15 protein-coding genes are annotated in these 14,379 nt (G+C 42.4%); 7 read left to right on the top strand and 8 right to left on the bottom strand.

The genetic code is table 11. From position 1 onward, the window contains the following. Window positions 1–227 precede the first annotated feature (227 nt). A complete protein-coding gene (locus ACWXWT_RS16815; protein ID WP_456042722.1) occupies window positions 228–1,427 on the bottom strand; it encodes an alpha/beta hydrolase-fold protein in 1,200 nt (399 codons plus the stop codon). A gap of 213 nt (window positions 1,428–1,640) precedes the next feature. Between ACWXWT_RS16815 and mtnC the strand changes: the two genes are divergently transcribed. Then, window positions 1,641–2,321: an acireductone synthase gene (gene mtnC, locus ACWXWT_RS16820; RefSeq protein ID WP_456042723.1), complete on the top strand. Its 681-nt coding sequence runs from the start codon at window positions 1,641–1,643 to the stop codon at window positions 2,319–2,321. 62 nt (window positions 2,322–2,383) lie between these two features. On the opposite strand, the gene ACWXWT_RS16825 is transcribed toward mtnC, so the two are convergent. Then, complete coding sequence (locus ACWXWT_RS16825; RefSeq protein WP_456042724.1) at window positions 2,384–3,430, bottom strand: hypothetical protein; 1,047 nt, start codon at window positions 3,428–3,430, stop codon at window positions 2,384–2,386. Window positions 3,431–3,558: 128 nt separating this feature from the next. Here ACWXWT_RS16825 and ACWXWT_RS16830 point away from each other — a divergent pair, with 128 nt between their 5' ends. Together ACWXWT_RS16830 and ACWXWT_RS16835 are read left to right on the top strand one after the other, a co-directional pair. Next, a complete protein-coding gene (locus tag ACWXWT_RS16830) occupies window positions 3,559–3,981 on the top strand; it encodes an acyl-CoA thioesterase (RefSeq protein ID WP_456042725.1) in 423 nt (140 codons plus the stop codon). A 29-nt stretch (window positions 3,982–4,010) separates the two neighbouring features. Beyond that, window positions 4,011–4,268 (top strand): GNAT family N-acetyltransferase, encoded by a 258-nt coding sequence (locus ACWXWT_RS16835; protein WP_456042726.1) that lies wholly within the window; start codon window positions 4,011–4,013, stop codon window positions 4,266–4,268. Here ACWXWT_RS16835 and ACWXWT_RS16840 read toward each other — a convergent pair. The 6 genes from ACWXWT_RS16840 to ACWXWT_RS16865 all read right to left on the bottom strand — a co-directional run bounded on the left by ACWXWT_RS16840 (window position 4,265) and on the right by ACWXWT_RS16865 (window position 10,190). Next, window positions 4,265–4,648 carry an acyl-CoA thioesterase gene (locus tag ACWXWT_RS16840; protein WP_456042737.1) on the bottom strand — a complete coding sequence of 128 codons (384 nt, stop codon included), beginning with the start codon at window positions 4,646–4,648 and terminating at the stop codon, window positions 4,265–4,267. The genes ACWXWT_RS16835 and ACWXWT_RS16840 overlap by 4 nt on opposite strands. Before the next feature lie 117 nt (window positions 4,649–4,765). Then, window positions 4,766–5,572, bottom strand: a complete 807-nt coding sequence (locus tag ACWXWT_RS16845) for a lipase family protein (protein ID WP_456042727.1) — start codon at window positions 5,570–5,572, stop codon at window positions 4,766–4,768. A gap of 115 nt (window positions 5,573–5,687) precedes the next feature. Next, window positions 5,688–7,481: an AMP-dependent synthetase/ligase gene (locus ACWXWT_RS16850; RefSeq protein WP_456042728.1), complete on the bottom strand. Its 1,794-nt coding sequence runs from the start codon at window positions 7,479–7,481 to the stop codon at window positions 5,688–5,690. 129 nt (window positions 7,482–7,610) lie between these two features. Then, entirely contained in the window at window positions 7,611–8,900 is a 1,290-nt protein-coding gene (locus ACWXWT_RS16855) for an ABC transporter permease (protein ID WP_456042729.1), read from the bottom strand. Continuing rightward, window positions 8,897–9,766, bottom strand: coding sequence for an ABC transporter ATP-binding protein (locus ACWXWT_RS16860; RefSeq protein ID WP_456042730.1), 870 nt, complete (start codon window positions 9,764–9,766; stop codon window positions 8,897–8,899). The genes ACWXWT_RS16855 and ACWXWT_RS16860 overlap by 4 nt, the downstream gene beginning before the upstream one ends. 46 nt (window positions 9,767–9,812) lie before the next feature. Beyond that, window positions 9,813–10,190, bottom strand: a complete 378-nt coding sequence (locus ACWXWT_RS16865) for a GntR family transcriptional regulator (RefSeq protein WP_456042731.1) — start codon at window positions 10,188–10,190, stop codon at window positions 9,813–9,815. Window positions 10,191–10,284: 94 nt separating this feature from the next. On the opposite strand from ACWXWT_RS16865, the gene ACWXWT_RS16870 reads away from it, so the two are divergent. The 4 genes from ACWXWT_RS16870 to ACWXWT_RS16885 all read left to right on the top strand — a co-directional run bounded on the left by ACWXWT_RS16870 (window position 10,285) and on the right by ACWXWT_RS16885 (window position 14,031). Then, window positions 10,285–11,856, top strand: a complete 1,572-nt coding sequence (locus ACWXWT_RS16870; RefSeq protein ID WP_456042732.1) for an alpha/beta hydrolase — start codon at window positions 10,285–10,287, stop codon at window positions 11,854–11,856. A 2-nt stretch (window positions 11,857–11,858) separates the two neighbouring features. Next, on the top strand, window positions 11,859–12,593 hold the full coding sequence (locus ACWXWT_RS16875) for an ABC transporter ATP-binding protein (protein WP_456042733.1): 735 nt from the start codon (window positions 11,859–11,861) through the stop codon (window positions 12,591–12,593). Then, window positions 12,593–13,726: an ABC transporter permease gene (locus ACWXWT_RS16880; RefSeq protein ID WP_456042734.1), complete on the top strand. Its 1,134-nt coding sequence runs from the start codon at window positions 12,593–12,595 to the stop codon at window positions 13,724–13,726. Before ACWXWT_RS16875 ends, ACWXWT_RS16880 begins: the two co-directional genes overlap by 1 nt. An 80-nt stretch (window positions 13,727–13,806) precedes the next feature. Then, entirely contained in the window at window positions 13,807–14,031 is a 225-nt protein-coding gene (locus tag ACWXWT_RS16885) for a hypothetical protein (RefSeq protein WP_456042735.1), read from the top strand. Window positions 14,032–14,379: the final 348 nt, after the last annotated feature.

Below are 14,379 nucleotides of genomic sequence, written 5' to 3' on the forward strand. Positions count from 1 at the left end.
CTCAGGTATTCCACTTCTGTGTTACATCGATTTAAAAGGCAACAACCATTTCTACATCAATGTGCCTTGAATTGAAAAACCTGAGAGACTCTGAACTGACCAGATATTTAATGGGATTGGTATTACACAATAAAGCCACAGGGCGAACACTCGTACTGTGGCTTTATTGTCATTTATCTGTTTATCATTTGGTTTAGCTTGATTTGACACGCTTAGTTTTGAAATAGTTATTTTTGAAACTCAGCTAATTGTTTAGTGTATTTGTTTTGATAAAATGGATGGTCGGTACTCGCTACCGCTTGTTGTTCCGCTTCGATAGCCTGAGTCATTTTACCTGTAGCAGCATAAACACTAGCTAACTCATGGTAGGCCGAATGCGCTTTAGGATAGGCTTTCAGAGTATCTTGATAAACCTCAATCGCTTGCTGTGGTGCAGCTTTAACTAAGCTATTGCCTAAGGCTAACAACGAATCAATTGCTGGCACATCAAAGCCATAAACCTCATCAGACAAACGTTTATAGTAGGCTAGAATCGCTTTAGATCCTTGTTGCGATACTTCTGAATCAGCTGCTAGAACAGTATGAACATCGTTAAATATCTGCTCGATGCCTAATGCCGTCGCCAAGATAGGCTGAGTCATATAATAGCTGCCGTCAAAACGCTTTATTTGATAGTTCAATTTAGCATTGGCATGGATTTGAATAATATCTTCCAGCATAGCAAACGAATCCAGCTGCCTTTGTTCAAAGTCGCTATCACTGGTACTCACAAATAGAAATCTTGGTTTGCCTTGCATGTTTTTGAGCTTTTTAGGCGCATCATTGAGCACATAGGCAAAGTCTGTTGATAACACTGGGCTGGCCGCAATATAGGCATTAAATAAACTAGGGCGATTGATTAAGCTGTAGAGCACTAAACCTGCATTGCCAGTAAAGCCATTAAAAATACGAAAGCCATTGGTGCGATAGCGTTTATCAATTGCAGGCAGTAAATCATGCTCAAAAAAGTCCAATAGCGCTTGATCACCTTGTTGCTCTATCGCACCCTGTTTTAACTTACCCAAGCCTTGATGGCCGTCGGGTGCGGTAACAATAATGGTTTCTAACCACGGCCAGCCGCCATTATGGCTCATCCAGTCGTGCATGCCCGCTAAATACAAATGGCTGCGGGGATGTAAGTCAAATAACACCACATAACGTTTATCGGTTTGCTTGGTATAACTGTTTGGCAAGGTCACCAAAAAATCGGCTTGCTCGCTAAATAAAGTGGACTTCACGCTCAGGGTTTCGGTAGTCTGCAGCGGCAATACGTCTGTAGCAAACACTAGACTAATGTGAAAAAAACTCAGTAATAACGTGTATATAGATATACTTTGGCGTGATACTTTCGGCCATTTAAAAAAATGACCCGTCCCGATGTTTAGCATACTAGCTTCCTTGTTAGACTTGAGCGTTAAACAATATTCGAACCTAGCAGACCTTCCTAAACAAGGCAATTTAACATTACCTAATGTAGTTCACACCTTGCACTAAAAGTCACCTCGTATAGATGCTATATCACGAATAGCACTAGCCTTAGCCGTCAATAAAGCTTAGGATCATCATTACGCTAATTAATTGTTTTCGGAGTAACAAATCATATGAGTATTAGAGCTATTATCGTTGATACCGCCGGTACCACTACCGATCTTAACTTTATTCAGGATGTGTTATTTCCTTACTCACGAGAAGCAATGGCTGATTTTCTTGAGCAAAACCAACACAACGTGTTAGTTGATTATTGTATTAGCGATGTTAAAGATATAGCCCTAGAACCTGATGCATCACTCGAACGAGTGATTGAGATTTTGCAACAATGGATCGATGAAGATCGTAAATTAACGCCACTGAAAACATTACAAGGGCTCATCTGGAAACAAGGTTACAACCGAACCGAGTTTACTGGTCATATCTATCCAGACTTTATTGACAGTATTGAACGCATTAAAGAAAAAGGCATACGTATATATAGCTTTTCGTCTGCTTCAGCAGAAGCACAAAAGCTGTTATTCAGCCATAGTGAAGCTGGTGATATAACCAGTTCGTTTAATGGCCATTTTGATACCCGCACGGGTAATAAGTTAGACAAACAAGCTTACTGTAATATTTGTAATACGATTAGCTTGAAACCAAAGCAAATTTTATTTGTGTCAGATGTAGCTGAAGAGCTAAAAGCCGCAGAAGCCGCAGGAATGACGACTTGCCAAATGGTCAGATTTGCAGATCAGCGCCAAGCTAAGTGTAGAAAAATCAGCAGTTTTAGCGAATTAAGCTTCGATTAACACTTGGTGATTGAATACAAAAAAACGACCTTTTGGTCGTTTTTTTGTATTCAATTTAAGCGTTAACTGGGGAATGCAGGTGAGATACATTTTTTGACTTCAAAATGATAACCGTATTCAGCATTGATATCGGGGGTTATCTCCAGGATTTCATAATCATTAAGCTCAACCACATGGGATAAAGGTAATTTTTTACACCGAGATTTGGTATTAGCCTCTAATTGAAAGGCGAACAACGCAATAGCTTTACGTACACTGGTAAAATACTGGCTGCGTAAGTGGTTATAAGGCTGTTTTGCTATCTCATCAATCGCCTCAAGTTCTTGCTCGCGAACTAACTCGTCAGCCGTTTTAATGGCAGGTGGTTCTTCAGCTTTTTTGTCGATGGATTCATCTTTACCCTTGTCTTGACCTTTAACCGCTAAGGTAGAACCATCATCTGCAAGTATTTCCTCTTCGGTTTCTGCTTCAACTAATTGTACAACTTGCGGATCAGCCAACGCTTTTTCAACTTGGCCATAAAGGTCCATCAGCATAGCAAGGTGATACAACACCACCGCCGCAAGAATAACTCGCACCCAAAAAGTTGTACGATGAAAATGTTGGTGATTAATCAGACGAAAGTTTTTCACACCAAAAGGACGGAGTATAAAAGAAATGCCAAACATTAACGGAAAAACAAGCTGTAGTAATAACAGTACAATACAGCTCATCACCACACTCCATGCAGGAATGTAGAGCAAAATAGCGAAGTTATGGGTGTAATTAAAACTACTGGCTGCTACGCCAACCACATCGTTAACCACTGAGCTTGAGCTAGCCAAGGCAAAATTGGCCACTATCGCATAAAACAGTAACAACACAGCTTTACCCGCCAAGCTGTGCCACATACGTTCAAACAAGTGCCAGAACTCAATCGACATCGCCATCACGCTGATAATGGCCACCCAGGCAACCGAGTCAGTTGCAAACAATAAGAGTATCGCCAACAGGTACAACTTTTGTGGCAAACTCAATTGGTTTTGTAGCTTAGTTAATCGGGCCATGACTATCGTCCAACAAGACAACAGCCATGACCCCGATACCGTTAAAAAATTCTCTTTTCCCAAGCTAACATCCTTATGTTTTTATTGGTTTAATCAACGGTAAGTTTCTGCTGTCCCTTGTTGTATATCAACTAGGCTGTTAAATTAGCAGAAAATTTAAACAAGCGTTTAATTCATTACCGAGAATCGTCATGAATAACTTCTTAGAACAACACTCTATTACTACAAACATTCAAGTTGCATGGGGTGACATGGATGCACTGCAACATGTTAATAATTCGGTGTATTTCAAGTACTTTGAAACCGCTCGCCTTGATTTCTTTAATCAAATTAACTTACTTGGCGATCTAAAATCTACTGGAGTAGGCCCAGTACTTAGTGAGACAAATGCTCGCTTTAAACGCCCAGTAACTTTTCCAGACACCATCATTGTTGGTGCTAAGATCAGTGATATTAATGAAGACCGCTTTGTTATGCATTACACCGTTTTCAGCAAAGCACAGCAGGCGGTTACCACTATCGGTTGGGCAAAAGTGGTGATGTTTAATTTTAAAACGGGTCAAAAAGCCAAACTCACGCCAGAGTTACTCAACGCTTTATTACAACATCAATAAGCTACACCTTACGTAATAGGACGCAGATCATGAGCAGCCAAGATACAATAATAGTGCAACACCAAGCCAGCCAATATCGTTTTATCGTCAGTACCCATGGTCTTGAAGCCGTGCTTGAATATCACTTAGATGGGCAACATATTGATTTTAGTCGCACCTTCGTACCGCCCGCTTTACGCGGCCAAGGTATTGCCGAAAAATTGGTCCATACTGGGCTAGCATGGGCTAAAACTGAGGGTTTTAACATTAGTGCCAGCTGCAGTTACGTGACCAAGTTTTTACATTAATGCCCCGTTAAGGCCGCCAATTGTTGACGCACATCGTCAGTAAGCGGCTCACTTTTTTCTGTTTGGTAATTGTAATGCACCATGGTCGTGGTCGCTTCAGCCGTTTTGTTACCGTGCTGCCAACAGCTTTGTAATATATCAAAACTGCTGTTACCCACACGGCTGATGTGAGTTTTTACAATGACTTCCTCGCCATAATACGTTGGCGCGGTAAAGGCAATAGTAAAACCGGCAATAATCATGTTCCACTTGGTTAGGTCTTGCCCGGGGTTAACGATTTCAAAAATAGGCTCACGAGCGGCTTCAAACCACACTGGGATCACTGTGTTATTAATGTGTCCTAGCGCATCGGTTTCACAAAATCGCGGTTTGAGGGTCATGCTAAATTGAGTGTCTGCCACAAAAAATCCTTTATTATTATTTTGAGTCCATTGCCATTTTGTTCACTGGCTTTTTAATGAACACATGCCATTAACCCATTCTAACGACACATCTCGCTATAGGTCATCAAAAAAGTCTTTATCGCGGATGTATTTATGCATGTAGTGCGATACAAAAGGCGATAATAGCCAACTCGAAAAGCTAAGCAAAAAACGCTTTGTCGGCGAAATATTGTCGTAAACTCGCTCGTTATATAACCATAGCATTCGTCCTACATGACAAAAGACACCCGGAAATGGTGGTAAAAACGTAACAACATCGACGCCACAACAAATACGGTATGTACGTCGATGCAATAAATAATGGCGTTGAAAATTTCGAAACCCTGGTGCTGGTTGGCCAAAAGTAACCACACGCTTAATCGATTTTGAAAACTGTCGCTCTAATCTATCCGCCGCTAAAATTGCCATTGCGCCGCCAGACGAATGCCCTGTCAACGTAATACGTTTCCCCGATAAAATCAGCGGACTAACAATGGCATATAACTGCTGAAAAATACTTTTATCATTCAGATAATCTGGTGATATAGGATTACTAAGCTGTTCTAATAAATAATCGTAACCGAAATGAACGTGGTAATGACAATCGTCAAACTGTTTTATTTTGGGTAAGCAAATCAAATTGATTAGCCATTCATGCACTGTTTGTGAACCACGAAAAACCACCAGCACTTCGGGATGATCATCGCGCCACAGCACTCGAGCGCAGATATTTCCCCAACGATTGGCGATTTCGGCATAATTGTCACGAGAGAACCCTAAATGTTGCGGATCAAAGTCGGTTTGATACGTTACCTTGCACAGCACCGCATAACGTTCATATTGGTAGCGCTTGAGCTTTTTCAAATCAATGTTATCGGTCAAATAAGACTGCTTTGAGCATAAGACAAACAGATGACACTTCTGTGAATCCTAACCTTATTTCAATAACAAAAAAGGACGCTAAATAGAGCGTCCTTGTTAATTTTATTGCGGGCTATTAATGACCATACATGGCATTAATTTCACTGTGATATTTACTGTAAATCATTTTACGACGCAGCTTTAATGTTGGCGTAATTAACCCAGCTTCCATTGAAAATGCTTCATGCAATAAGGTGAATTTTTTGATTTTTTCAAAACCGGCTAATTCATGTTGTAGCTCTTTTAAACGCTGTTCAAAATGCGCCACTACTTGCGAGTGTCGCAACAACTCAATTGGATTTTCAACATGGATACCTTGGGCTTGCGCCCAAGATTCTAGCGCGGCAAACGCTGGTACAATAAGTGCTGACACATAATTACGCGCATCGGCAATAATGGCGACCTGTTCAATAAACGGACAACAAGCAATCTTACCTTCAACCCGTTGCGGAGCAATATATTTTCCGTTTGAGGTTTTCATTAACTCTTTAATGCGATCAGTAATATATAAATTGCCTTGCTCATCTATACGACCTGCATCACCTGTTTTTAACCAGCCATCTTCAAAAGCTTCAGCGGTATCTTCAGGACGATTGTAATAGCCGCGCATTACTGTGTCGCCGCGCACTAAAATCTCATCATCTTTACCAAGCTTAATTTGCATGGCATCTAACGGTTTACCGTTAGAACCAGGCACTCGGTTATCTAATGTATTACAGGTTACTGTCGCACACGTTTCGGTCATACCATAGCCACACAGTACGGGGACACCTATGCTGTGAAAAAAGCTGCCTACATTTACATCGAGTGCTGCGCCGCCCACAGGCATAAACTTTAATCGACCGCCCAATACTTGTTGTAGTTTGCTGTAAACCAACTTGTTCGCTAGCTTCCACTGGGCACTTAACCAAACACTTCCTGAAGCGCGACCTTGGCTTACTTCAAATTGGCGTTGGCCTATTTTCATCGCCCAAGCAAATAATGCTTGCCTTGTTTTAGGGGCTTGACCAACTTTGTCGTGTACTGCGCTGTATATTTTTTCTAAGAAGCGCGGCACGGCACACAAAGTATGTGGCTTAACGGCAACAAGAGCTTCTTTAATGCGATGAGTGTCATTTAAATACACATTGCGGCCACCTCTGCATAGCACAAACATGCTCCAACCACGTTCAAAAACATGGCTTAGGGGTAAAAATGCTAATGATACGTCACCTGGAGTAAAGGGAAGTTTACTGTCATGTTGATTAATCATTGAAGCAAAATTACGGTAGTCGAGCATGACACCCTTAGGGTTACCAGTGGTGCCGGAGGTGTAGATAAATGTGAATAGATCATCTAGGTTAGAATGAGCCCGTCTTACATTGAGCTCATCTGTAATCAGAGAATTAAATTGCGCCGTTAACACCTGATCGAAATACACATGATTGCCAGCTTTTAAGGTCACGTTAGCGTCAAATACCACAATGTGTTTCACGCAGTCTGCCTGCGCTGCAACAGTGCAAGCCATATCATATTGTTGTTGGTTGTCAGCAAAAATCAATTTTGCTTGAGCATCGTTCACGATGAATGCAGCTTGCTCTATTGTGCTAGTTGGATACACAGGTACCACAATATTGCGAGCCTTAAGGGCACCAATATCAGCACAGGTCCATTGTGGACAATTTTGGGCTAAAATGACCACTTTGTCTTGCACTTGTAAACCAAATTCAATTAACAACTGTGCGACAGAGTCTGTAATCGTATCAAATGCACTCCACGTTACAGTATGCCAGGGAGCCGGCATATCGAAGCCTTCAAGGGCAATGTTGGCACCTAAAGATTGACTTTGTTGTTGCAGGAGTTGAACGATATGGTATTGATCTAATGACATGTAACGTGGCCTTTTTAGCTTACAGGTGTTCCGCTTTTTGTATTCTACCTGAAGTAACTAAAAACCATAAGAGCTTTTGCTCTATTTTTGAGCTTAAGGTCACGTTTGTCAGTAATGTTGGATGAGCTATCAGGCCATAATGCCATACTGCCACAAACGTTTCTTACCCCAAGCTAATACGCCTATAGCAACCACCATGAGCGGTACATCGGTAAGTAACCATATCCATAAGCTGTCACCGTCTCGCACCGCCACAAAACTCAGCGACAACAGTATAGAATGGATCAACGCAACAAGCATTGCCGCTGTGGCTTGCAAGCTATTACGGCTTGCCGAACCGATCCCCAACATGATTGCACAGCCCCAAAAAGTACTTAGCCCTATATGCAGTACAAATAGTCCACCGTACTGCGGGTCTATCAAGCTATTAATGAGCCCCAAAACGCTCACCATCATCACTAGCGCGGCAATGAAACGATACTGACTTAAATAAAATGCATCTCGCAATCCACTCAGGCCACTGTAACAAGGTAATAAAAACAGTGTTTCTGCCGCGCGCCAGCGTTGTATTCGACTCCAATGAATAATGGCACAGCTGATCACAATAAATTGTATCAAAAGAAATAATGCAGGCACATCAATGTCAAACTGCCACGACAGTAACATTAATCCGAGGGTGATCAACGGCAAAAAAAACAACATTATGGTTAATATTGGGCCAATAAAAAAGTTCATTGGATGAAACAGCCGATCAATACGGGTCATCCAAGTAAATCCTTTTATGCTCGGCAGCCACATCCAACCCATTTGTATTGCATTGAGGTACACCACACGCGCCTCGTTATTCCAGCCAAGCTGACGACATAACGAAATAACTCGATACAACAACCCCGCAGCCAAAATAAGCATTATCCAAGTGGGTATTGTAGGCGCTAATTGATCTAAAAATGGTACAGTAACAAACAACACAAACAACAAATGAAAGCTGTTACTACGCCATAAGCAGGCCCACATGAACAATAAACTCATTACAATGGCCTGCAGCAACCTTGGGAGAACATCATAAGCAGAGAACCCGATACAAGCTAATAACTGTATCAGCAGTACGCCCACTGCGATGGCCGCAGCTTGAATGAGCACATGCCTTTGATACCCAGGCACTAGACCGGTCAACTCGGTTGCAGCTAAACGATTAAGTTGCCACGAAATTGCCGCTGCGGTAGACACGGTAGCCATTGAAAAAAACAAGCTAACCACCTCCGTGTTACCCATGATTAACCTCAACCACCCCAACATTAGACCTAATCCTGCGGTGGCAATAAAGCTGACACAGCCTAAATCAAACAACCACAACCGCAACATGCCACGGTAAGGTTTACGCCATGATGAAAATTGACTTTTTTGCAGCGACTGATTCATCGATGCAGCTCCATAAATAACTGTTCTAAATTGAGTGACCTTTCACTCTGTACACCTGTAATATTCGATGGGTTACCTTGAGTATCCACCAGCACACGTTGTCCGGTTTGGCTCAATATTTTATAATTTGGTGGTAACTGTGTATTGTCGGCTAAGTTGAGTAATTTAACCTCTTCACGCAAGGCGTCGATTTCTTTAAACAGTACCAGTTGGCCTTTTTTGATCAAGGCGACATGACTGGCAACACGTTCTAAATCTGACGTAATATGCGATGAAAATAACACTGCTGAACCCGAATCAAGCGCGAGCTCAAACAAGTCACCCATAAACTGACGCCGAGTAACAGGGTCAAGGCTAGCAACGGGCTCATCAAGTAATAATAAAGTTGGTCGATATGCCATGGCCATAATCAATGCTAATGATTGACGCTGGCCCACTGATAATTTTTGCACCGCTTGAGTAACATCTAAATCAAAACGTTTAAGCCAATTCTGTTCAAGAACCATGTCCCAGTTTGGGTAAAAACTTCGATGTAACTCTAATGCTTTATCAATGGTAAAGCCTTCGTAACCAAAAGGTTGTTGTGGCACATAACCTATATGTTCTTTTGCCTGTACAGATAAAGCTGCGGGCGATTCGCCAAGGGTTGAAATGTCGCCTTGTTCGATGCCCATAATACCTAATGCGCAACGCATTAACGTGGATTTACCCGCACCATTTTGGCCTAATAACCCCACAACCATACCTGGATAAAGTGTCATCGACAGATCAACCAACACCGCATGGCCGACGGTTGACTTGTCTTTGGCGGCAAAGGTTTTACTTACATGATTAAAACGTAAAACGGGCTTTTCTTCGGCTTCCATTATCAGCTTCCTAAATGATGTCCTTAAAAATAAGCTTAGTTAGTCGCTATTCTTTATTCCAAAGTTGTTCCAACAATACCTGTAACTGGTCATAATCAACCCCTAATTGCTTTGCCTGCTCAACTAATGCAGTTAACTGCGGTGCCAACAAACTGCTACCAGAATCATTATTGGCCGCACTTCGGGCTGCCACTCGTGATGGCTGACCACGACGACGTTCAACCCAACCTTGATCAACAAGTTGTTGCATGGCACGTGATACCGTCATCGGGTTTACCGCTAAATGCTCGGCAAGTTGACGCACCGAAGGCAGCACATCTTCGGGGTGCAATTGCCCGCCGACAATTAATCGCACGATTTGATCGTGCAATTGTCGATAGATGGGTTCTCCACTACTGGGGTTGACATTTATTAATTCTAACATTAGCCTTTAACAACTGTATTAATTCATTGATACACTCATACACTAAGTGCTAAGGTATCATAATCGTTCTGAAATGCAAAAAGGAAACGCTCCGATGATCAAAAGGAAGAGTGACAACTCAGGTTTATGCCTATTTACCACGCGCACAAGTGGATGGTTGACGCTTGCTGTCGCAATGTTGATGGCCCCCGTCAGTATTGCTGAAACCGCAATTACTCAAACGGCCCCAATAGCAAAAACTAGTACCTGTTACTTAGACGGTTTAGACGAACAATTTCAGTGCGGTAAAATAACGGTGCCGGAAAATCCTAAGCAACCACAAGGTAAGCAAATCGATATCCATTTTGCCATTTTACCCGCAATAAAAAACACGCACCCTGATGAAGCTTTACTCGCTATCGCCGGCGGTCCGGGGCAGTCTGCTATTGAAAATGCTGCAGGGTTTAATCGCATGCTGTCAAAAGTGCGTCAACAACGAGATATTTTGCTTATTGATCAACGTGGCACAGGCCAATCTAACATTCTAACCTGTGAGGATGACACCGCGTCATTACTCAGTATGAATGACGATGACCTCGATATTATTACGATGACAGAAAAATGCCTATCTCAAATTGATGCTGACATAGCCCAATATGGCAGTAATATTGCCTTAACCGATTTTGAAGCCGTACGCCAATATTTAGGTTATCAAAAACTCCATTTATACGGTATTTCATATGGTTCGCGCATGGCACAACTGTATATGCGTCATTACCCCGAAGCCTTACTAACAGTGACATTAGATGGCGTGGTACCAATGCAACAAAGTGTCGTGGCGATTGGTGACTCAATAGAACGTGGTTTAAATGTGTTATGGCGCGACTGTAAAAGCACACCCGCCTGCCAGCAACAATTTCCAGACTTGGTAGATGAATATAATAAAGTCGACCAATTACTAGCAAATGCCCCCATTAGCCAGCAAGTACGCGACCCACAAACCGATGAGCCCAGTGACTTTTTACTCACCCGAGGAAAGTTTAGCAGCGCGATTAGAATGGCAATGTATATGGCAAACATTCGCGCATTAATCCCCCATGCTATTCATCAAGCAGCACAGGGAAATTACCAACCGATATTAGGTATTTATACATTAACTGCAGACAGTGCCGGTATTGCCATGGGCATGCATGCATCTGTGGTATGTGGCGAAGACATTCATCGCATTACGGATCAAATGCGCAAAGATGCCAAAGAATCGTACATTAGCGGCAATATGTTAGAAGGCCTAGAGAAAACCTGCCAAGCATGGCCGATGCCAAAAGTGGATGATAACTTTAGTGAACCCATCCACAGTGATATACCTACTTTATTATTATCTGGCGAACTCGACCCCGCAACCCCGCCAAACTGGGGCGCACTCGCACAAGAAAAACTCACCAAATCAAAGCACTTTATTGCACCTTACGCGACTCATGGTGTGGCAGGTCAAAGCTGTGGCAATGACCTTGTCGCCCAGTTAGTAGACCAAGGGTCAGTAAAAGACATCGACGGCGAATGCTTGCAAAAAGATGTGCGTCGTAGCTTTTACCTCAATGCTAATACTGTAGAAATGCTGCCCGTTACCAACACAGCTACTGACATAGAAACCACAGTACCAGCGAATACCGCTGCAGATAAGGAATAGTCATGATTACTGTCGCAAACTTAACCAAAAAAATTGGCGATGTGCAGGCGTTAGATGATTTAAGTTTTAGCGCTGAAAATGGTCAAATTACCGGTTTACTCGGCCCAAATGGTGCCGGAAAAACCACCTGCTTACGCACCTTATTTGGCTTGCTGAAACCAGATTCCGGTACAGCGACGGTTAACAATATAGATGTTGCTGTTGACCCTATTGGGGCAAAAAAACAATTAGGCTTATTCCCAGATCCATTTGGACTCTATGAACGTCTTACTCCGCGTGAATATATTAGTTACTTTGCAGAGCTCAGTGGCATGTCACGTAAACAAGCAAAAGAAGCCACCCAAAATGTGATTGCACAGCTAAAACTAGAAGACATTAGCGACCGTCGTTGCAAAGGTTTTTCTCAAGGCCAACGGATGAAAACCGCACTGGCACAAGCCATTGTCCATAAGCCCAGTAACATCATTTTAGATGAGCCCACTCGTGGACTCGATGTGATGAGCACTCGACTACTACGCGACATTTTATTGCAACTCAAAAACCAAGGCCACTGCGTGCTGTTTTCAAGCCACGTAATGCAAGAGGTCGCCGCCTTGTGTGATCGCGTTATTGTGATGGCTAATGGCAAAGTCGTCGCCATCGGAAGCCCTGACGAACTGTGTCAGCAAACGGGCAAAGACTCGCTAGAAGATGCATTTATCGAACTTATCGGTACAGACGAAGGAATTGCAGCATAATGAAAATGATACTCGCAATGGTGCGCAAAGAACTTATCGATGCTGCACGAGACAAACGATCTGTTATGGCTGGTCTATATTACGCTATTGGTACGCCACTCATTATGTGTGCCATGTTTATGGTGTTAATTGGTCAGCTGTCTAGCCCAGAAGATTTAAATATCAACATAAACAATGCCGACAACGCACCTGATTTAGTGCGCTATTTAAGCAATAACGGCATTAACAATGGTGACAGTGAAGATGCCCAAAAAATCACCTTAACCATTAGCGACGATTACGCTGCAAACATGGCCAAAGCCAAACAAGCTGAAGTGATATTAATCGCCGACAATTCCGATGAAAAGTTACAAAAATCGATTCGCCGACTAGAACGTCAACTGCAAGCCTATAGTGCAGAAATGGGCAGTATTCGCTTAATTGCGCGCGGTATTAATCCACGTATTACCCAGCCATTAAAGGTCAATGTAGAAGACCGCGCCACTCCAGATTCAAAAGGCGGGATGATTTTAGGCATTGCCATTTTTACCATGATGTATTCAGTGTTTATTTCGGGTATGAACCTGGCTATCGACACCAGTGCTGGTGAGCGTGAACGTAATTCTTTGGCGCTATTACTCAGTCACCCAATGAGCACTCGCCAATTAGTGGTCGGTAAAATTATTGCGGTAAGCTGTTTTGCCTTACTCGGGTTAATCTTGATTCTATTAGTATCTAAAGTGGCTTATGCCTTTGTACCATGGCAACAAATCGGCTTTACGGTTAACATTACCCAAGACTTTATGGGCTTAATGTTTCTTGTTGGTATTCCTGTCGCGTTAATGGCTGCCACCTTACAATTATACGTATCGTTTATGGCCAAAACTTTTAAAGAAGCACAATCATACTTAACCATGGTGTTGTTTGTGCCATTAGCACTTTCAATGGCGGCAAGTTACAACATCGCCCCTGATATATTGCAGTGGTTACCGGTATCGGGCCAACAACAAGCGTTAATGGATTTTATCAAAGGCCGCGAAATTCCAATGATGCAATTAATCGTATCGTCAATCACCACGCTGGTCATTGCCGCAGCATTAGCTGCAGGTTTAGAAAAATCGCTTAAAAGTGAAAAAGTTGTATTTGGGTTATAACTAAACCAGCCTTATTGAGTTGAGATAAGGCTGGAAAATCCACAAACGATGTAAACAGAGAGCATTGACAAGGAGTCATTATGGACAACGATATTGCGATTATTGCACTGGCCTTCATTATTGTCGTCGGTAGCACTGCATCCGAAATGTTTAAGTATTATATGAAACATAAACAACAAGCTGACACAGGCAGTGTCAGCGATTTAAAAACACAAAACCAAGATCTTATCGATAGAATACAAGTGTTAGAGAAACTTGTTACCGACAGTGATTTTGATTTAAAGCAACAGTTTAAAAAGTTATGACGCTTTGAACACCTAAACAACCAGCACGGCTTGTTATACCAATCTCATTAAATATCTGGTCAGTTCAGAGTCTCTCAGGTTTTTCAATTCAAGGCACATTGATGTAGAAATGGTTGCTCCCTTTTAAATCGATGTAACATAGAAGTGGAATACCTGAGAGACGCCATTCTGGCGGGTTTCAAAGTCCTTTATGCTTCGTTAGATGCTTTAAAAATACGACTGCATGGTCTATTTTTTCCATAAAAAATAAGACATTCCCACCCTCCATGGCGGTCAGATGCTGGAGGTAGAGTAACGCAGGAGCTTGTTACCGAGGATCACTATTCGCTTCAATCATCTGCCTTGCCT

This window comes from Shewanella sp. A22 (genome assembly GCF_053850585.1).